Below are 18,862 nucleotides of genomic sequence, written 5' to 3'. Positions count from 1 at the left end.
GAGGGTGGGCGTCAGGATGCCGCCCGCTTGTCGTCCTCGGTCGCCTCGGTCTCCGCTTCCTTGCGCTTGCGTCGGCCGGATCGCAGGGCGACGTAGAAGACGGGCGTCAGGAACAGGCCGAAGAAGGTCACGCCGAGCATGCCTGAGAAGACGGCCGTGCCGAGCGACTGGCGCATTTCCGAGCCGGGCCCGGTCGCGATCATCAGCGGCACGACGCCGAAGATGAAGGCGAAGGCGGTCATGAGGATCGGCCTGAGGCGCAGGTGACTTGCCTCGATTGCAGCCTCGATAGCGTTCTTGCCTTCCTGTTGCGCCTGCCGGGCGAATTCCACGATCAGGATCGCGTTCTTCGCCGCGAGGCCGATCAACACGATGAGGCCGATCTGCGTCAGGATATTGTTGTCCATTCCGCGCAGATGCACGCCTATGAGGGCGGCAAGCACCGCCAGCGGCACGATCAGGATGATCGCCAGCGGCAGTACCCAGCTCTCATACTGGGCGGCAAGCGCCAGGAACACGAATATGACCGACAGCGCAAAGATGTAGATCGCGGTGTTTCCGGTGTTGCGTTCCTGGAAGGCGAGTTCCGTCCATTCGAAGCCGGTTCCGGGCGGCAGGGTTTCGGCCGCTATGGCTTCCATCTTGTCGAGGGCGGTGCCGGTCGAGGTGCCCGGCGCCGGGTTGCCCTGAAGGGGAACGGAGACATACATGTTGTAGCGCTGGACGAGCGCCGGACCGCTCCTGTCCTGGATGTCGACGAGCGTGCCGAGCGGTACCAGAGCGCCTGTAGCTGATCGGACCTTCAGCGCCAGGATGTCATCGCGCTCGATGCGGTACTGCTGATCCGCCTGGGCGCGCACCTGGTAGACGCGGCCATATGCGTTGAAGTCGTTGACGTAGGACGTGCCGAGGTTGATCGACAGCGTATCGAAGATATTCGGTATCGGCACGTTCAGCGCACGCGCCTTGTCGCGGTCGATTGCCAGGAAGAATTGCGGGCTCGAGGCGGAGAAGGTGGTGAACACGCCCGTCAGGCCCGGCGTCTGCGCTGCGGTTCCCATCATCTGAAAGGCAAGGCCCAGCACCCGGCGCATATCGGCGCTCTCACGATCGAGAAGCTGCATCTTGAAGCCGCCGGAATTACCGATGCCGCGCACGGACGGAGGCGGGATCGCGATGATGAACGCTTCCTGGATACTCTGTAGACTGCTGTAGAGCTGTCCGATGATCTGGGTGGCGCTCTGGTTGTTTGCCAGCCGATGTTCGAACGTGTCGAAAGGCGCGAAAATGACGCCGGCATTGGAGGCATTGGTGAAGGTAGCGCCGCTGAAGCCCGCGAAGGTAACGGAGTGGGAGACGCCGGGAGTATTGCGGATGATCTCGGAGGCCCTCCTGACGACCGCATCTGTGCGGTCGAGCGAAGCGCCTTCCGGCAGTTGCACGACCACGATCGCATAACCCTGGTCCATGTTGGGGATGAAGCCCGCGGGCACGATCCGTCCCATGTAATAGGTCGCACCAAGCAGGCCGAGAAAGACGAGGAGCGAGGCGCCGACCGCGATCCGCGTTCCGACAAGGGCGCGGATGATGCGTGAATAGCCGTTGCTCAGCTTGTCGAAGCCGGTGTTGAAGCCATTGGCAAGCGCACGACCGAAACGGGCTAGGGGATTGCGGCTCTCCCTGTGATGCTCATGCGGCCGCAAGAGAATACCGGCCAGCGCCGGTGACAAGGTCAGCGAGTTGAGCGCGGAAATCGCCGTCGCGACGGAGATCGTAACCGCGAACTGGCGGTAGAACTGCCCCGAAATACCGGGAATGAAGGCGGTCGGCACAAAGACGGCGATCAGCACGAGCGAGATCGCCATCACGGCCGTGCCGACCTCGTCCATGGTGACATGCGCCGCCTCCTTCGGCGTCATGCCGCGGGCGAGATTGCGCTCCACGTTCTCGACGACGACGATCGCATCGTCGACGACGATGCCGATCGCAAGCACGAGGCCGAAGAGCGTCAGCATGTTCAGGGAGAAGCCGAAGGCCAGCAGCAAGGCGAAGGTGCCGATCAGCGAAACAGGAATGGCCACGATCGGGATGATCGCCGTGCGCCAGGATTGCAGGAAGATCAGCACGACGATGGCGACCAGGATCGCCGCCTCGATGATCGTCTTGTAGACCTCGTAGATCGATTCCGAGATGAATTCCGTCGGATTGTAGACGATCTCATAGGCAAGGCCCGGCGGGAAATCCTTGGAGAGTTCCTGCATGGTCTTCGTGATCGATTCTGCTGCCGCAAGGGCGTTCGTGCCCGGCCGTGCGAAGATGCCGAGTGCCACGGCAGGCTTGCCGTCGAGATAGCTGTTCGTCACGTAGTCGCGCGCGCCGAGCTCGATGCGGGCGACGTCCTGGAGCTGGACCAATCGGCCGGTATCCGTCGCCTTGACGATCACGTAGCGGAACTGGCGGGCGTCGGAGAAACGCCCCTCGGTCGTCACCGTGTACTGGAATGCGTTCGTGCCTGCCGACGGCGGACCGCCGATCGAGCCGCCGGAGACCTGTACGTTCTGGTCGCGCAGCGCATTGACGACGTCGCTGGAGGTCATGCCGTAGGCGGAGAGCTTCTGAGGATCGAGCCAGATACGCAGCGCATATTCGCGCTCGCCGAAGATGGTCACGTCGCCCACGCCGTCGAGACGAACGATGACGTCGCGCAGACGGCTGCGGGCATAGTTCGAGACATAGAGCTGGTCGTAGCGATCGTTCGGCGAGAGGATGTGAACGACCATCATCAGGTCCGGCGAGCTCTTCACCGTGGTGATGCCGATGCGGCGCACTTCGTCCGGCAGGCGCGGTTCGGCAATCGAGACGCGATTCTGGACAAGCACCTGTGCCTGGTCGAGATCGGTGCCGAGCTTGAAGGTGATCGTCAGCGACATGGAGCCGTCGGCCGTCGAATAGGAGGACATGTACAGCATGTCCTCGACACCGTTGATCTCCTGCTCAAGCGGAGTGGCCACGGTGTTGGCGACCGTCTCTGCGTCGGCGCCGGGATAGGAGGCGCGCACCACGATGGTGGGCGGCGCGATTTCGGGATATTGGGCGATCGGCAGCTGGAAATAGGCGATGCTGCCGACGATCAACAAAACGATGGACAGGACCGAGGCGAAGATCGGCCGATCTACAAAGAAATGCGCAAATCTCATTGGCCTTCCTCCGCCGAACCTGCGACATCCGGCGGCGGATCAGCGCGTTCCTGCGGTAGCTCTTCCAGCTGTGGCGTTACCTTGCCACCCGGCCTGATGCGCATAAGGCCGTTGATGGCGATCGTCTCCGTGCCATCTATCCCGTCGCGGATGACGCGATAGCCGTAAAGGCGGGGTCCTGTCCGCACCGGCTTCGTCGTCACGGAGCCGTCGTCGCCGACGACGTAGACCACGCGCTGGTTCTGGTCGGAGCCGATCGCCTCGTCAGGAACGAGCACGGCCTGGTAGCTGTTGGAGCCGGCAATGTGGATCCGGCCGAAGAGGCCTGGCTGGAGGACGTAATCGGGGTTGGGAAAACGCGCGCGCAGGCGCATCGTGCCACTCGCGCTGTCGACGCGGTTTTCCGAGAAGTCGAGTTTGCCCTTGAAGGGCGGGGCGGTCGGGTCGGCGATCGTGACGGTGACATCCAGTCCGCCGCCGCCCAGTTGAAGCTCGCTGCCACGCTCACGGGCGGTGCGGGCATAGTTGAGGAGCCGCCGCTCGTCGACATCGAAGTAGAAATCGATCGGGTCGAGCGAAACGATCGTCGTCAGCACGGTCTGATCCGCCTGGACCAGGTTGCCGACCGACACGAGCCGCCGATCGATGCGGCCGCTCTGCGGGGCGGTGATCTTCGTGTATTCCATGTCGAGCGTCGCGCGATCGACGGCCGCGGTGGCGCCACGGACGTTGGCCTGTGCGGCGATCAGGTCGCGCCGGCGGTCGTCAAGGTTGGAGGCGGACTGGCTGCCTGTCGTCGCCAGCGACTCCGTGCGCTTGAACTGCGCGTCGGCCAAGGTCAGCGTCGACTTGGCGACCTCAAGCGAAGCCGTCGACTCGTTGAGCGCGGTTATGAAGGGGCGCTGGTCGATGACGAAGAGCAGGTCGCCGCTCTTGACCATGGCGCCGTCCTGGAAATGAATCTCTTGCAGATAGCCGCCGATGCGTGAACGGACAGCGACTTCGTCGACGGCCTGAAAGCGGCCGATGAACTCGTCATTGTCCACAACTTCGCGGACAACTGGCTTGGCGACGGTGACAGGGGGAGGGGCGGCGTTCTGCTGTGCGAGGGCGGGCGAAAGAGAAAGACCGAAGAAAGAGGCAAGTACGAACGGAACGCGAAGGTGTCTCAGCATGCGAACCCCCATGTAACCGGCTGACAAATGTCGCCGCCTGACTTGTCTAATAAGCAATTCCCCAATGCATAAAATGTCATTCTGCCGATGCCGGGCGAGGGCGCCCGAGGCTGGCAACGCTATACGATGTTTTCATAGGTTTCGTCATTCGCAAAGGCTTTATTTCAGCTCGCTTTAGTTTGATGAGCGGTTCGCGCTGCTTCGACTGCCCTGACTCGCGGCGTGGTTGAGACGGGGGCTGCGATGGGGAGCGGTCGCTACGCGCGGCGCCGGATGAACCTTGAAACAAAGTCCCTCTTGAATTTTCGCTGCACTGCAGCAAGTAATAACCTGGTGGTAGGAAATAAGTGTTCGGATTTTTGTAGAAAATCACCTTCTTGCGAGTTTTATACAAATTTACGTGTAGTGAAATCCGCCATCCATGCGCAATCATTACCCGATGTATACGTAAGTATAGCTGAAATTGCGGCCTATGGGTCTAATTCTATATTCGTATGACAGAGAACAGGGAGGTAAGGCGCTGCTTGCCGCATCGCTTTCCCCAGCGCCGCGCTGAGCGGCCATTTTGCGATGTTCAAGTAGTTTTCAGGCTTCAGAACCTGCGCTTCCAAAGGAGGCGAGCCCGTCCGGGATCGCCCAGCCAGCAACCAGCGCATTCTCGAAAGTTGCAGCGCGTCGCGGTCGGCGCCCTGCAACGAAGGAGGCCTGCGTTCCTCCCAAACCGCAGGATGGAGATTCGCAATGACCATGTTTACACGCCGAGACGCCCTGTTGACCATAACTGCCGGTGGGGTCGCCGCTGCGGCTGCCACGCAAGCCCTGGCGGCGGACGTACCGCAGCCCATGAGGGGACCGGGTTTTGGCGGTACGGATCCGGGTCCTCGGAACGTGGCTCTCGACATAGCAAACCCAGACATTCTCAACCCGCCACCGACTGATTCCGGAACGCTGCCCAATCTGCGCTTTGCCTTCAGCGATGCGCCCATGAAGCAATACACCGGCGGTTGGACGAGGCAGGTAACAATCCGCGAACTCGCCGTCTCCAAGCCCATCGCCGGCGTCAACATGAGGCTCAATGCCGGCGGCGTGCGCGAGTTGCATTGGCACAAGGAGGCCGAATGGTCCTTCATGCTTTCCGGAAGGGCGCGCATCACCGCAGTCGACGCGCAGGGGCGCAATTTCGTCGATGACGTCGGCCCCGGAGATCTCTGGTACTTTCCCTCCGGCATTCCGCACTCCATCCAGGGCCTCGGTGACGACGGTTGCGAGTTCCTGCTGATCTTCGATGACGGTTCCTTCGACGAGGACAGCACGTTCCTCCTCAGCGACTGGTTCAAGCATATCCCGCCCGAGGTGATGGCAAAGAACTTCGGCGTGCCGGCCGACACCTTCAACAAACTGCCGGATCCGAGCAAACTCTATATCTTCCCGGCGCCGATGCCAGCCAGCCTTGCCGCCGACAAGGCCGTTGGCGTCGAAGACGTGCCGCAGATCTTCAGCCACCACATGACGGCGCAGGACCCGATCAAGACAAGCGGCGGTCGCGCCTGGATTACAGACTCCTCGATCTTCCCGATCTCGAAGACCGTCTCCGCGGCACTGGTCGAAGTCGATCCCGGCGCAATGCGCGAACTGCACTGGCATCCCAACGCGGACGAATGGCAGTACTACATCGAAGGCAAGGCTCGCATGGGTGTCTTTGCGGCGCACGGCCAATCGCGCACCTTCGATTTCTCTGCCGGCGACGTCGGATACGTTCCCTTTGCCATGGGCCACTACATCGAGAACATCGGCGACACGCCGATGCGTTTCCTCGAAGTTTTCAAGAGCAGCTACTTCGCCGATGTCTCGCTGGACCAGTGGCTCGCGCTGACCCCGCCCGAACTCGTCGAGGCCCATCTCGGCTTCAGCCAGGACTTCATGAAGGCCCTTCGTAAGAAAAAAGAGCCGGTCGTTGGCTGACCGGCGCCCCTAATCGCCAACTCTCCAGGATGTCAATCGATGTACAGCGATACGATAGACAAATTTGCCGACAACGGAATGCACAAGGCGGAGACACTTCGTCGCCGCCCTTTGGCTTTCCTGGTCGGCTCTGCCCTTGCCGGCGCCTATATCGGCTTCGGTGATATTATTCTGTTCACCGTGGGTGCCCATGCCGATCCGGCGTGGGCTCACCTCGTCATGGGCTCCGTCTTCGCCGCTGCGCTGACGATCGTCATCTTTGCCGGTTCGGAACTCTTCACCGGCATGACCATGTATATGCCGCTCGCCGTCATGCGAGGATCCTCGACGGTCACAAGCCTTCTCCTGGTCTGGATCGTATGCTGGATCGGCAATCTCGTCGGTGCAGCGGTACTCGCGCTGCTGCTGCATCTTGCCGGTGGAGGCGTGCTGCTGACCGACGGCAGCACCACCTTCTATGCAATCGTCACAGCGAAGATGAACGCTCCCAGCCTGGCACTGTTTGCCCGCGGCATTCTCTGCAACTGGCTTGTCTGCCTTGCCATCTGGATGTGTGGGCGCACGGAAAACGACACGGCGAAGGTGTTCCTGATCTTCTGGCCGATCATGATCTTCGTCGCGAGCGGCTTCGAGCACTGTGTCGCCAACATGTTCGCCTTCACCATGGCCCTGTTCGGGCCTCATCCCGATACGATCACCTGGTACGGAGCTTTCCATAACCTGCTCTGGGTGACGCTCGGCAATGTTGTCGGTGGCGGCGTGTTCGTGGCGTTCGCCTACTGGACGCAGGATTCAAGATTGGTCCGCTCTGCAGCTCCTGCCGCGAAGGCTGCCTCCTCCGTCGGGGCGCGCGGCTCGTCGCACTGAAGGCAACTGACTGACCGGCCGGTCGCGCTGATCGCGGCCGGCCAGTTCCCCTTCGATCCGTTGCAGGCTCTGCCTGCCTTTGCCGCCCGCTGCCGGAACCATCCGGCGGCGGGTGCGGCATATTTGCACGCCTTGTCATTTTGTATCCCGAAGCCCCTTGCGTGGTTCATAGGCACACTATATGTGAAGACATAATTAGTATGCTTATGAATAGTAGGCTTCTGTTATGTCCCGTACGCCCTCGCTCGGCTTCCTTCTTCATGATGTGGCCCGGCTCCTTCGCAAACGCTTTGAACAGCGTGCGCGATGCCATGGGCTGACGCGTGCGCAGTGGCAGGCGCTGGCCTGCCTCGCCGAAAATGACGGGATACAGCAGAGCTGGCTCGCCGAAATGCTCGAGATCGAGCCGATCACCCTCGTACGCATCATCGACAGGCTTGCAGAGCGCGGCCTTGTGGAGCGTCGCCAGCATCCGACCGACCGCCGCGCATGGCTCATCCACATCCGCGAGGCGGCGCTGCCGCTGCTGGACACCATGCACGATGTCGGAGATTCGACTCGCGGCGAGGCGTTCAAAGGAATTCCGGCCGCCGAACGCGAGCGGCTCTTCCATATTCTGACCCTAATGAAATCAAACCTGAGCCGGGCCTGTACGCTGCCGGCCGGCGCCGAAGAGATAAATCATGGCTGACGGACCTTCTTCCCTTCGCATTCCTGCAAACACCAGCACAGCGGCCAAGAGTCCTGTCGAAGAGCTGGAAAAGGCCGAGAGCGAGCGTGAAACGGCCGAGTCCCAATCGAGTGCGCCCGCATCGGTAATCGCGCTTGCTCCGGCCCCGAAGCCGCCGCGTCGTCGCAACCTCAAGCGGCCGATCCTCTTTGCGCTCTTGCCGGTCGCCCTTGTCGCCGGCGGCTACTACTACGTCACCGGCGGCCAGGTCATGTCGACCGACAACGCCTATATCCAGGCCGACATGGTGGGCGTGACGACCGATGTTTCCGGCATCGTTTCCGAGATCGACGTGCACGAGAACGATGCGGTCAAGGCAGGGCAGGTGCTCTTCCGTCTCGACCCGCAGCCGTTCCAGATCGCGCTCGACGGCGCCAAGGCGCAGCTTGGCGTGGTCCGCAACCAGATCCTCAATCTCGAAGCGAGCTACAGGCAATCGCTCGCCGAGATTACCCAGGCCGAAGCCGATCTTCCCTATTTCCAGAGCGAGTTCGACAGGCAGCAGAACCTGGCCAACAACTCCGCAGCCACGAAGGCTGCCTTCGACGAAGCAAGGCACAATCTCGAGGCGGCACAGCAGAAGGTCGCCGTGGCCAAGGCCGAAGCGCGGGCGACGCTCGCCCAACTCGGCGGTGATGCCGACCAGCCGGTCGAGCAGAACCCGCTCTATCTCCAGGCCCAGTCAAACGTCGACAACGCCCAGCGCCAGCTCGACCACAGCGTCGTGAAGGCATCCTTCGACGGCATCGTCACCAATGTCGATGCGCTTCAGGTTGGCTCCTACCTGCAGGCTTCGCAGCAGGGCTTCTCGCTGGTTGCGACCGATCACCTGTGGATCGCCGCGAGCCCGAAGGAGACGGAACTGACCTATGTGAAGCCCGGCCAGCCGGTCGACATCTATGTCGACACCTATCCGGGCGTCGTCTGGAAGGGCAAGGTCGCCAGCATCAGCCCGGCCTCGGGTTCCAGTTTCGCGCTGCTGCCCGCCCAGAACACCACCGGCAACTGGGTCAAGGTTGTCCAGCGCATTCCGATGCGCGTCAGCATCGACGATGCGCAGGGCAAGCCACCGCTGCGCGTCGGCATGAGCACGGTCGTCGAGGTCGATACGGGCCACGCCCGCGGCCTGCCCGACTTCATTGCGAAGCTCTTCGGTGGTTCGGACAAGGTCCATGGCTAGCGCGTCTTCCGCATCGCCTGCTGTCGTCGCCAATCGAGGCGCGATCACGGCCTGCGTCATCCTGGCCGTCATCATGCAGGCGCTGGACACGACGATCGCCAACGTCGCGCTGCCCTATATCCAGGGCAGCGTCTCGGCGAGCGCCGACCAGATCAACTGGGTCCTGACGTCGTATATCGTGGCCGCCGCGATCATGACGCCACCCTCCGGCTTCCTTGCCGCGAAGTTCGGACGCAAGCGCGTCCTCCTGACTGCCATCGCAGGCTTCGTCGTTGCGTCGGTCCTGTGCGGTCTGGCGCAATCGCTCAACCAGATCGTTGCCTTCCGTCTCCTGCAGGGGCTCTTCGGCGCGGCTCTCGTTCCTCTTTCCCAGGGCATACTTCTCGACATTTACACTGTCGAGGAGCGCGGCTCGGCCATGGCCTTGTTTGGCGTCTCGGTCATGGTCGGGCCAGTGCTGGGACCGGTCATCGGCGGCTGGCTGACCGACAACATCAGCTGGCGGTGGGTGTTCTACATCAACGTTCCGATCGGAGCTCTGGCCTTCATGGGTATCGTGGTCTTCGTTACGGAGACGAAGCGCGACCTGCTCGCGAAGCTCGACTGGTTCGGATTCGGCATGCTGAGCCTTGCGATCGCGTCGTTGCAGCTCTTCCTGGATCGGGGCGAGCAGCTGGACTGGTTTTCCTCCGGCGAGATCGTCGTCGAGGCGCTGGTCTGCGCGGCGGCCTTCTATCTTCTGATCGTCCATACGCTTACGAGGGAGAAGTCGTTCATCAATCCGCGGCTGTTCCTCGACCAGAACTTTGCCGTCAGCATGCTCTTCATCTTCGTCGTGGGCGTCACCTATCTCGCCTCGCTTGCCCTGATGACGCCGTACCTGCAGACGCTGATGGGTTATCCGGTGATAACGGCCGGCATCGTCATGGGGCCGCGCGGCCTCGGAACGATGCTCTGCATGTTCATCGTCGGTCGCCTTATCGGCAAGGTCGACACGCGCATATTGCTCGCCTTCGGCTTGGCGCTGACGGCCTGGGCGATGTACGACATGACCGGCTGGACGCCGGACGTCTCGCAGTGGACGATCGTGTCCGTCGGCTTCGTGCAGGGGGCCGGGCTCGGCTTCCTCTTCGTACCGTTGACGACGATCGCCTTCGCGACGCTGCCCGCCCATATGCGCGGTGACGGAACCGGTCTCTACAATCTGTCGCGAAACATCGGCTCCAGCGTCGGCATTTCCGTCGTCTCGGCCCTGATCGTCGAGAACACGCAGAGCAACCATGAATCGATCTCGGCCTACGTGACGCCGTTCAACCATGCCTTCAATGCCGTGGCGGCGCAGGGGCTCAGCCCTCTGACGGCCGCCGGACGGGCCTCCCTGAACGAGATGATCACGCTGCAATCGACGATCATCGCTTATATGGACGACTTCAAGCTCCTGATGCTGATGTCGCTTGCCGTCATCCCGCTCGTGCTGTTCTTGCGCAAGCCAAGTGCACCGCCGAAGGTCGATCACAGCGCTGCCATGGAATAGCAGGCTCTATCTCATCGGCTTGCTCAGATATCGCGATCCCTGAACACCGAAGCGCCACGGCGCTTCGGTGTTTTTCGTTATGCCGATGCGTCGTCCCGCAACGGCCTCCACCGGGGCTGCGGGCGTCAGCGAAAAAGGCGCATAGTCGAGCGGCCTGTCATTGAGACCGATATCGATGCCGAGCGCCTGGCAGAGCCTGCCCGGACCGCTGCAAAGCAGCGTCAGCGTTTCCATGCTGCGGCGCTCGATCATCGTTGCAAGACCGTTCTCCGGTTCGACGGCCCGGATCAGCACAGCCGACCCGGGCTTGCAGACGAAATTCACGCACCAATGGATGCCGTAGGAGCGGTAGACATAGACATTGCCGGGCGGGCCGAACATTGCTCCGTTTCGTGGCGTCGGACCGCGGAAGGCGTGCGACGCCTCGTCGTCAGGTCTATAGGCCTCGGTCTCGACGATCCGTCCTCCGGTCTCGCCGACCATGAAGTGAAAGCCCAGGAGATCGCGTGCGACATGGACGGCGTCGCGGTCGAAGAACTGTATCAGCCGGTTCCCGACTAGCGCTGCGGTTCCGATCGCACCTGCCGGTTCCGATCCATCGCCGCGTTCCCGCATGGCAGCGGTCGCGCGTGCAGGATGCTCATTTTCCGGCATTGGGATCCCGTTTTGGCGTGGAGGAGATGGTGATCGAGACCGGATCGCTTGCCGGGAAAGTGTCTTCCAGCCCTTCCTGCAGTTCTTCTTCTATCGTCGCGGGGTCAGCAGGCCTGTCGGCCGAGTGCGGCCCTTCTTTTTCCGGCAATATGTCGGCAATGTTTGAAAGAAAGGCCTTGGCCTTCGCGACTGCAGTGCCGCGCGTCAATCCGCGAAAGGCTGCACCGCGCGGGGTTACGGAAATGACGCTGCCGTCTTCGGCCACGAATTCCACGGTGAAGTTGCCGCTCTGCCCGCCGGCGGTAAGAACTCTCGCATCGAACTTCGACATTCGTCACGTCTCCTCTCCTTATCTTGCCAGCGACTTTGACCTTCCGGATAGCCGAGCACAAGGGTCAAGGAAGCGCGCCGCCCTTCACGGCTGCTCTTCGTTGCTGCGCGCAAAGACACGGATAAGCCAGTCGATGAAGACCCTGACGCGCGGCGAGAGCTGGCGATTGCGCGGATAGAGCAGCGAAACCGGCGTTTCCGTCAGCGGAAAATCCGGCAGAATGTGGACGAGCGTGCCTCGCGCAAGGTCGTGCTCCGCGTGATAGCGGGGCATCTGTATGATGCCGAGGCCGAGCCTGGCTGCAGCGATGTAGCTTTCGGCCGCATTCACGGCGACGGTCGTCGGCAGCGTGATGTTGCGAAGGTTTCCCTCGACCAGGAATTCCAGCGGCAGGACGCCACCGGTCGCGGTCGAGCGAAAGCCCACCATGTGATGCCGCTCCAGGTCGCGTGGATGCGTCGGCAGGCCGAACCGCTCGATATAGGCCGGCGAGGCGACCGTGACTTCCTCGAGCATGGCGACACGCCGCGCGATCATGTCGCTGTCCTGTAGGACACCGACGCGCAGGACGCAATCGATCCCCTCGCGCACGAGATCGACGAGCCGGTCGCCTTCGCTCATGTGGAATTCGATGCCGGGATAGGTCTCCAGGAAGGACGGAAGACTCGGCAGGACGAAGTGGCGGGCAAGCGTCCCGTGGACGTCGACGCGAAGCAGGCCCTTCGGCTTGGTACCGGCAAAGGCGCCTTCTGCGTCCTCGATATCCGAGAGGATGCGCAGGCACCGCTGGTAATAGGCCTCACCATCCAAGGTTGGGCTGACATGGCGCGTCGTGCGCTGCAGGAGCTGGACGCCCAGGCGTTGCTCCAGCTGCTTGACCGCATCGGTCACTGTCGATCGCGGTAGGCCGGTGTCATCTGCCGCAAGCGTAAAGCTCCGGCGCTCCAGAACGCGGGTGAAGACCCGCATGGCTTCCAATCTGTCCATCTTTTTGTTCGGCGTTTCCGGATAGTGATGGCGGATAATGCCCGATTATCCGCATCCGGAAAAGAGCGATCTTAGGCCCATCGAAACGCGCTACGGCGCAAGCATGGAGAAGAGCAATGTCAGAGAATGCCAAGAAAGTCGCAATCATAACCGGCGCCTCGAAGGGCATCGGCGCTGAAATCGCCGAACGGCTCGCTTCCGAAGGCTTTGTCGTTGTCATCAACTATGCCGGCGATACCGCACTCGCCGAGGAACTTGCCCGCAAGATCGAGGAGAAAGGCGGCCGCGCACTGACCGCCAAGGCCGATGTCAGCAATCCGGAGGACGTGCGCCGGATGTTCGAGGCGACTGAAACGGCATTTGGCGGCGTCGACGTCCTCGTCAACAATGCCGGTGTCATGCAGCTGTCGCCGATCCGCGATGTCGACGACGCGCAATTCGACCGCCATGTGGCCGTGAACCTGAAAGGTACCTTCAACACGCTCCGCGAGGCGGCAAAACGCATGCGCGACGGTGGCCGCATTGTCAATTTCTCGACCAGCGTCGTTGGTACCAGGCTCGAAACCTATGGCGTCTATACCGCCACGAAGGCTGCGGTCGAAACGCTGACCATGATCATGGCCAAGGAAATGCGCGGTCGCTCGATCACCGTCAACGCCGTGGCTCCCGGTCCGACGGGTACGGATCTCTTCCTGCATGGCAAGTCCGATGAACTGATTGCACGCTTTGCCAAGGGCAATCCGCTGGAACGGCTCGGCACGCCTGACGACATCGCCTCCGTTGTCTCCTTCCTTGTCAGCCCGCAGGGCGGCTGGATCAACGGCCAGACGATACGCGCCAACGGCGGCCTCGTCTGACCCACGGCTCGAAGACCGCTGCTGGCCTCTGCACTTTCGAAGAAAGTCGCATCCAAACCCTCAACCCAGTCAATTCCCGAACACAAGGACCACGATCATGAGCAAGCAAGTTATCGTCATCACCGGTGCCTCCAGTGGCTTCGGCGCTCTCGCCGCCCGCGCTCTCGCCTGGGCCGGCCACACCGTGTACGCCTCCATGCGCGAAACCGAGGGGCACAACAGGCCACAGGTCGAAGCCGTCGAGGCCTTCTCGAAAGAAAACGGCGTAGAACTGAAGGCCGTGGAACTCGATGTCACCTCGGAGGCCTCGGTTGAGGCCGGGATTGCCAAGGTGATCGAGCAGGAAGGTCACATCGACACGATCATCCACAATGCCGGCCACATGTCCTTCGGCCCGGCTGAAGCCTTCACGCCGGAGCAGTATGCCGAGCTCTTCGATATCAACGTACTCTCGACCCAGCGCGTGAACCGGGCCGTGCTGCCGCATCTGCGCAAGCAGGGCAGGGGTCTTCTTGTCTGGGTCTCTTCCTCAAGCACCCGCGGCGGCACGCCTCCCTACCTTGCACCGTACTTTGCCGCCAAGGCGGCGATGGACTCGGTCGCCGTCTCCTATGCCAGCGAACTGGCGAGGTGGGGCATCGAGACCGCCATCATCGTCCCGGGCGCCTTCACCAAGGGCACCAACCACTTCGTCCATTCCGGCGCGCCGGCCGATATCGCTCGCGCTGCCGAATATAACGAAGGTCCGTACAAGGGCGTCCCTGAAAAGTCGCTTAAGGGCCTGGCCGCCCTGGAGCCTGCCGATGCCGACGCGGCAAGTGTTGCCACCGCCATCGTGGACGTCGTCAACATGCCCTTCGGCACCCGGCCGTTCCGCACGCACATCGATCCCTCGCAGGACGGTGCGGAAATCGTCAATGGCGTCGCCGACCGTGTCCGCGCCGAACTGTTCTGGCGCATCGGCCTCGACGACCTGCTAAAGCCGACAATCAAGGCATAGACCGGATCATTGCCAACAAGGCCCCGCGGGCGATGCTCGCGGGGCCGATTTCATGCGACGCTGCGGCCGCTGACCCAGACGGCACCGATGTTGGCGCGAGACGCGGTGTAGATGATCTTCTGCAGGATATCCTCGCCGCGGTCCAACTCCTCCCACAGGCGGATCGTGCCTTTCTCCGCCGTGGTGTCGACCACGAAGGCATCGAACTGGTATCCGGGTGAGAACTGCCCGACCGGCAGGTCGAGGGCAATCCCGCCGCCAGCGGTTGCCACGTAGAAAGCGTCGCGGAAATCGATGCGGGCGGTGCCGAAGGTGCCACGCTCTTCCGGAGGCAGTCCCGGGTCTACGCCACTTTCAAGCAGCCGCGAGGCGAGCATCGCGCCACGGCAATTCTCGAACATCGAGACGCTCGGCCCGCCGGAAACATCCGTTCCCAAGCCGACATGGATACCCTTCTCGAGCGCAGCACGCAGGGGGAAGACCGCTCCGGCGAAATAGACGTTCGAGATCGGGCAATGGGCGACCGCCGACTCTCGCGTCCGGATCGTTTCCATATCCGCCTCGGTGAGGAAATTGGAGTGGGCAAGCACCGTGCGCCGACCGAGCAGGCCGAAGCGGTCTAGGCTCTGTGCATCCGTCATGCCATGACGCGAGAGCACGTATTGATGCGCCCAGTCGCTTTCCGAGCAATGGGTCTGGACATGGCAGCCGCACTCCCTGACGATCGCGCCGAGCTCGGCGAGTGTCGCATCGGTGCAGGAGGGAATGAAGCGCGGCGTCACGACGGGCAGCACGTGACCCTCGCCGTTACCCGGATGCCCTCGGACATAATCGATGAATTCGCGCGTGCCCTTCACGGCTGCGTCCGGCGAGGCGTCGCGGTAGTAGTCAGGACATTCGGCCTCGTTGTCCATGACGACCTTACCGACCAGCGCGCGCTGGCCCTTCTCCAGGCAGATGTCGACCAGGGCGCGGCTGGCTTCCTGATGCACGGTCGCGAAATAGAGCGCGGTCGTCGTGCCGTTCGACAGGAGATCCTCGACAAGCGGCTGATAACTCTGCCGCGCGAAGCCGAGGTCCTCGTATCGCGCTTCCAGCGGGAAGGTATATTTGTGCAGCCACACCTCGAGCGGTACGTCGAGCGCGCTGCCGAGCTGCGGATATTGCGGCGCATGCACATGCAGGTCTACGAAGCCGGGCAGCAGGTAAGCGCCCGCGGGCAGTGTCAGAAGTTCGCCGGATGCCTCGCGGGCATCGCGGATCGTGCGGTAGTTCGGTTCGCCGTGGCGATGGATCGCGGCAATTGCACCATCGCCGCCGATCTCGATCAGTGCGTCGTCGAGCACATCGATCCTGCCGCGCTCCGGCGCGTGAAAACCCGACGCGCAGATCGTCTTGTTGCGCAGGTCCATGATGTCTCCAATCGTCCGTCAATTCCGGCGTAGGTACGGGGCAGTCAAATCAGGCGACCATTGCCGTCGTGCCGTAGGTGATGCCCTTTTCCTTCAGCCAGCGGCGATAGGCGATCGAGGAGGCATCGGCCCGCGTCGGGATCTCGGCGCGCGCCTCCATCGGCAGCAGCACGGGCCGCTGGTTTTCCAGGATGATGCGGTCCTGCAGGAAGATCAGCTGCTGGAAGTGCACGAGTTCCGTCGTCGTGGAGACATCGTCGATCAGGAACATCACCGGGTGGGCGCGGCAGCGGTCGGGGTCGAGCGGCTGCACGAAGAGGCAGATGACGTCCCAGCGGTTAGCGGCGTTCGGGCAGGTCTTGTAGAGCAGCGTCGCGAACGGCGTCATGACGCGGTAGATGTAATCCGTCATGATGCCCTCGGTCGCCGAGAGCGCTGCCTGTGGCTGGAAGAACTGGCAGTTCGTCGCCCAGACCTCGTCCACATCGCGGCGGATCTCGACGTTATAATGGTTGACCTCGGTGTGCGGTTCCGAGCCGAGGATGTCCGTGTGGACGAAGGGAAAATGCGCCATGTCGAGGAAGTTCTCGATGATGCGCAACCCGGAGGCGCGGACCGAGACGGTGCCGCAATTGACGATCCTGCGGTCGGGTTCGTCCGCTTCAGGCAGATCGAAAAGGCCGCCCGCCGGTTGCCCGAGCGTTGCCCAGACACGGCCGAAGCGTTTGATGAGGGGCAGGGGTGCGATTCGGCCGTCCGCTTTCACCGCTATCGTACCGTCGGCCTCGCGCGTCACCTCCAGATCGGTACCGAGGAGACGATTGCTCGACGTTCCCAAGGGGATCTCGGTTTCGGTGTCGAGCGGATACCACTGGTCAAGCGCGGCCTTGTCGGAACACTGGCTCATGAAACGCTTCCTTTCCGTCTATTCCTGATTCTCGTCGTCACCTTGCTCGTTCTGCTAGAGGTATCGGCCACAGTCCTTACCGTACATCCCTGTAATAGGGCACGCCGATTGCCGCAGGTGCGGCCATGATGCGGCGCATGCGCTGCCAGGCAAGCACCGGGACAATGATGAAGGCCATCGTGCCGAGATAGGGCAGCATAGACAGGAAGGCCGGCGCAATCGGCCAGCCGCGTGCCTGGCCGACGAAACCGATCGCGGTGATGAGGCCGAAGAGCAGGCCGGACAGGACGGCCGGGATGGGGCGATAGCCTGCGAAAATGACCAGCGCGACGGCAATCCAGCCGCGTCCGGCCACCACGCCGTCCGACCAGGATGGAACGAAGGCGAGCGTCAGATAGGCGCCCGAACCGGCTGCAAGCGCGGAACCGGCGGTCACATAGGCGAAGCGGATGAGATTGACCGGGATTCCGGCCGCGTCGGCTGCGGCCGGGTTTTCGCCGACAGCGCGCAGGTTGAGACCGTGCCGGGTGCGGAACATCAGGTAGCTCAGCGTGACCGGCAGGATGATGTAGATCAGGTAGACGAGGATGTTCTGCGAGAAGAAGGCGCGGCCCAGGATCGGGATGCTGCTGAGGATCGGGACCTCGATGCCTTCGAAGACCGCGCGGGCCGGCATGCCGGAATAGGCGCGTCCGATCGTTGACGCGATGCCGTTGCCCATCAGCGTCAGCGCCAATCCGCAAAGAACCTGGTTTGCCCGCAGGATCACCGTCGCGAGGGCAAAGACCATGCCGAAGAGCGCACCGACCACCAGCGCCGCCAGGAAGCCAAGGCTCGGCGAGGGGAAAGCAGCGACTGTCGCGATCGCCGTCAGCGCACCCATCGCCATGAGGCCCTCGACACCGAGATTGACGACGCCGACCCTCTCGGAGAGCACTTCGCCAAGCGCAGCGAGCGCAAGTACGCCGCCTGCGAGGAAGGCTGTGGTGAGGAGGCCGGTCAGAAGGTCCATGAGCTGTCTTTCTTCAGGCTCTCTCGCGGGCGATGCGGTAGTGGGCGAGCTCGTCGCCGATGGCAGTGAGGAACAGGATGAGACCGGTGATCGCAAGCACCGTCGAGGTGGTCAGCCCCTGCGTCTGCAGGATGATCCCGGAATTGAGGATGAAGGCCATCAGTGCCGCCGAGAATATGACGCCGACGGCCGAGCTTCTGGCGAGTACGGCGACCATGATGCCGAGATAGCCGTAATTGTTGGAGATGCCGCCCTGCAGGCGATGCACGGTGCCTGCGATCTCCAGCATGCCGGCAAGCCCGGCGATCGCGCCGGAAAGCAGCATCACCGTGATCAGGTGGCGGCGCACCGGCATGCCGGCATATTTCGCTGCCGAGGGATTCGAGCCGACGAGGCGCACCTCATATCCCCATTTCGAGAAGGCAAGGGCAGCGGCCACTGCAAGCGCGACAAGCACCGCGATCGGCAGGCCCCAGTGGATCGAACCCCAGAATTCCGGGATTTCAGCGGAAAGGCGCGGTGTCGCGGAGTTCGCCATGCGGTCGCGCCAGGCATTGGTCGAGACGTAATAGACCAGCAGGATGGCGACGAAGTTCAAGAGCAGCGTGGTGATCAGCTCGTTGACGTTGGCGTAGGCCCGCGCGAGCGTCGGGACGAGGATCCAGGCGGCACCGCCAAAGAGGCCCGCGACGAACATCAGGGCCAGGATGATCGAGGGCGGACCGGGAACGAAAAGGCCGACGGCGGCCGCGCAGAAGGCACCGGCATAAAATTGGCCTTCGGCACCGATGTTCCAGGCGCCGATCTGCTGCGCGACGGCGACGGAGAGCCCCGTCAGGATCAGCGGAATGACGAGAACGCCCAAATCCTCCATGCCGAAGCTGGAGCCGAAGCTCGCATCGACCACCTCATAGCCGAGCTCCAGCGGATTGGCGCCGGTGAGGGCGAGAACGATGCCGGCGAAAGCGAGTGCAAGCACGATCGCGACGGCACGGGCGGCAAGCGCAATCCCGGGAGAGGCGGAAGGCAGGCGTTGGAACCGCCATGCTTGAGCCAT

At 62.5% G+C, this 18,862-nt stretch carries 16 protein-coding genes; 7 read left to right on the top strand and 9 right to left on the bottom strand.

The features are described 5' to 3' along the window. Nucleotides 1-11: 11 nt before the first annotated feature. Both EV286_RS27940 and EV286_RS27935 read right to left on the bottom strand, forming a co-directional pair. Nucleotides 12-3,197, bottom strand: coding sequence for a multidrug efflux RND transporter permease subunit (locus EV286_RS27940; protein ID WP_132960518.1), 3,186 nt, complete (start codon nt 3,195-3,197; stop codon nt 12-14). Continuing rightward, complete coding sequence (locus EV286_RS27935) at nt 3,194-4,372, bottom strand: efflux RND transporter periplasmic adaptor subunit (protein ID WP_132960517.1); 1,179 nt, start codon at nt 4,370-4,372, stop codon at nt 3,194-3,196. The genes EV286_RS27940 and EV286_RS27935 overlap by 4 nt, the downstream gene beginning before the upstream one ends. 741 nt (nt 4,373-5,113) lie before the next feature. Between EV286_RS27935 and EV286_RS27930 the strand changes: the two genes are divergently transcribed. From EV286_RS27930 to EV286_RS27910, 5 genes are all read left to right on the top strand, one after another. Then, nucleotides 5,114-6,334, top strand: a complete 1,221-nt coding sequence (locus EV286_RS27930; RefSeq protein WP_132960516.1) for an oxalate decarboxylase family bicupin — start codon at nt 5,114-5,116, stop codon at nt 6,332-6,334. Nucleotides 6,335-6,373: 39 nt separating this feature from the next. Next, nucleotides 6,374-7,201: a formate/nitrite transporter family protein gene (locus tag EV286_RS27925; protein WP_132960515.1), complete on the top strand. Its 828-nt coding sequence runs from the start codon at nt 6,374-6,376 to the stop codon at nt 7,199-7,201. Between the two features lie 226 nt (nt 7,202-7,427). Then, a complete protein-coding gene (locus tag EV286_RS27920; RefSeq protein ID WP_132960514.1) occupies nt 7,428-7,892 on the top strand; it encodes a MarR family transcriptional regulator in 465 nt (154 codons plus the stop codon). Further along, nucleotides 7,885-9,111: an HlyD family secretion protein gene (locus EV286_RS27915; RefSeq protein ID WP_132960513.1), complete on the top strand. Its 1,227-nt coding sequence runs from the start codon at nt 7,885-7,887 to the stop codon at nt 9,109-9,111. The genes EV286_RS27920 and EV286_RS27915 overlap by 8 nt, the downstream gene beginning before the upstream one ends. Then, nucleotides 9,104-10,645, top strand: a complete 1,542-nt coding sequence (locus EV286_RS27910; RefSeq protein ID WP_132960512.1) for a DHA2 family efflux MFS transporter permease subunit — start codon at nt 9,104-9,106, stop codon at nt 10,643-10,645. The genes EV286_RS27915 and EV286_RS27910 overlap by 8 nt, the downstream gene beginning before the upstream one ends. A gap of 6 nt (nt 10,646-10,651) precedes the next feature. Here the strand turns inward: EV286_RS27910 and EV286_RS27905 are convergent, their stop codons facing one another. From EV286_RS27905 to EV286_RS27895, 3 genes are all read right to left on the bottom strand, one after another. Then, on the bottom strand, nt 10,652-11,260 hold the full coding sequence (locus EV286_RS27905; RefSeq protein ID WP_132960607.1) for a DNA-3-methyladenine glycosylase: 609 nt from the start codon (nt 11,258-11,260) through the stop codon (nt 10,652-10,654). A gap of 25 nt (nt 11,261-11,285) precedes the next feature. Further along, the gene (locus tag EV286_RS27900; RefSeq protein WP_132960511.1) at nt 11,286-11,630 is read right to left on the bottom strand and encodes a hypothetical protein; all 345 of its coding nucleotides are present in this window, start codon (nt 11,628-11,630) and stop codon (nt 11,286-11,288) included. A gap of 84 nt (nt 11,631-11,714) precedes the next feature. Then, entirely contained in the window at nt 11,715-12,617 is a 903-nt protein-coding gene (locus EV286_RS27895; protein WP_132960510.1) for a LysR family transcriptional regulator, read from the bottom strand. Between the two features lie 116 nt (nt 12,618-12,733). Between EV286_RS27895 and EV286_RS27890 the strand changes: the two genes are divergently transcribed. Then, nucleotides 12,734-13,474, top strand: coding sequence for an SDR family oxidoreductase (locus tag EV286_RS27890; protein WP_132960509.1), 741 nt, complete (start codon nt 12,734-12,736; stop codon nt 13,472-13,474). Between the two features lie 97 nt (nt 13,475-13,571). After that, nucleotides 13,572-14,474 carry an SDR family oxidoreductase gene (locus EV286_RS27885; protein WP_132960508.1) on the top strand — a complete coding sequence of 301 codons (903 nt, stop codon included), beginning with the start codon at nt 13,572-13,574 and terminating at the stop codon, nt 14,472-14,474. Between the two features lie 50 nt (nt 14,475-14,524). On the opposite strand, the gene guaD is transcribed toward EV286_RS27885, so the two are convergent. From guaD to EV286_RS27865, 4 genes are all read right to left on the bottom strand, one after another. Further along, nucleotides 14,525-15,886, bottom strand: coding sequence for a guanine deaminase (gene guaD, locus EV286_RS27880; RefSeq protein WP_132960507.1), 1,362 nt, complete (start codon nt 15,884-15,886; stop codon nt 14,525-14,527). A 49-nt stretch (nt 15,887-15,935) separates the two neighbouring features. After that, nucleotides 15,936-16,793 carry an aromatic ring-hydroxylating dioxygenase subunit alpha gene (locus tag EV286_RS27875; protein ID WP_132960506.1) on the bottom strand — a complete coding sequence of 286 codons (858 nt, stop codon included), beginning with the start codon at nt 16,791-16,793 and terminating at the stop codon, nt 15,936-15,938. Nucleotides 16,794-16,869: 76 nt separating this feature from the next. Next, nucleotides 16,870-17,805, bottom strand: coding sequence for an ABC transporter permease (locus EV286_RS27870; protein ID WP_132960505.1), 936 nt, complete (start codon nt 17,803-17,805; stop codon nt 16,870-16,872). Nucleotides 17,806-17,818: 13 nt separating this feature from the next. Then, nucleotides 17,819-18,862: an ABC transporter permease gene (locus tag EV286_RS27865; RefSeq protein WP_132960504.1), complete on the bottom strand. Its 1,044-nt coding sequence runs from the start codon at nt 18,860-18,862 to the stop codon at nt 17,819-17,821.

It is taken from the genome of Rhizobium sp. BK251 (assembly GCF_004345245.1).
In the GTDB taxonomy this organism is placed as follows: Bacteria; Pseudomonadota; Alphaproteobacteria; order Rhizobiales; family Rhizobiaceae; genus Rhizobium.
The sequence above is the reverse complement of the archived record's forward strand: the minus strand, read 5'-3'. Positions and strand labels throughout refer to the sequence as shown.

What these genes read in the sequence shown, in the direction of transcription:
- EV286_RS27900 (WP_132960511.1), bottom strand. Translation starts at nt 11,630, where the DNA reads ATGTCGAAGTTCGATGCGAGAGTTCTTACCGCCGGCGGGCAGAGCGGC.
- EV286_RS27895 (WP_132960510.1), bottom strand. Translation starts at nt 12,617, where the DNA reads ATGGACAGATTGGAAGCCATGCGGGTCTTCACCCGCGTTCTGGAGCGC.
- guaD (WP_132960507.1), bottom strand. Translation starts at nt 15,886, where the DNA reads ATGGACCTGCGCAACAAGACGATCTGCGCGTCGGGTTTTCACGCGCCG.
- EV286_RS27915 (WP_132960513.1), top strand. Translation starts at nt 7,885, where the DNA reads ATGGCTGACGGACCTTCTTCCCTTCGCATTCCTGCAAACACCAGCACA.
- EV286_RS27885 (WP_132960508.1), top strand. Translation starts at nt 13,572, where the DNA reads ATGAGCAAGCAAGTTATCGTCATCACCGGTGCCTCCAGTGGCTTCGGC.
- EV286_RS27865 (WP_132960504.1), bottom strand. Translation starts at nt 18,862, where the DNA reads ATGGCTCAAGCATGGCGGTTCCAACGCCTGCCTTCCGCCTCTCCCGGG.
- EV286_RS27890 (WP_132960509.1), top strand. Translation starts at nt 12,734, where the DNA reads ATGTCAGAGAATGCCAAGAAAGTCGCAATCATAACCGGCGCCTCGAAG.
- EV286_RS27925 (WP_132960515.1), top strand. Translation starts at nt 6,374, where the DNA reads ATGTACAGCGATACGATAGACAAATTTGCCGACAACGGAATGCACAAG.
- EV286_RS27910 (WP_132960512.1), top strand. Translation starts at nt 9,104, where the DNA reads ATGGCTAGCGCGTCTTCCGCATCGCCTGCTGTCGTCGCCAATCGAGGC.
- EV286_RS27935 (WP_132960517.1), bottom strand. Translation starts at nt 4,372, where the DNA reads ATGCTGAGACACCTTCGCGTTCCGTTCGTACTTGCCTCTTTCTTCGGT.
- EV286_RS27940 (WP_132960518.1), bottom strand. Translation starts at nt 3,197, where the DNA reads ATGAGATTTGCGCATTTCTTTGTAGATCGGCCGATCTTCGCCTCGGTC.
- EV286_RS27870 (WP_132960505.1), bottom strand. Translation starts at nt 17,805, where the DNA reads ATGGACCTTCTGACCGGCCTCCTCACCACAGCCTTCCTCGCAGGCGGC.
- EV286_RS27930 (WP_132960516.1), top strand. Translation starts at nt 5,114, where the DNA reads ATGACCATGTTTACACGCCGAGACGCCCTGTTGACCATAACTGCCGGT.
- EV286_RS27920 (WP_132960514.1), top strand. Translation starts at nt 7,428, where the DNA reads ATGTCCCGTACGCCCTCGCTCGGCTTCCTTCTTCATGATGTGGCCCGG.
- EV286_RS27875 (WP_132960506.1), bottom strand. Translation starts at nt 16,793, where the DNA reads ATGAGCCAGTGTTCCGACAAGGCCGCGCTTGACCAGTGGTATCCGCTC.
- EV286_RS27905 (WP_132960607.1), bottom strand. Translation starts at nt 11,260, where the DNA reads ATGCGGGAACGCGGCGATGGATCGGAACCGGCAGGTGCGATCGGAACC.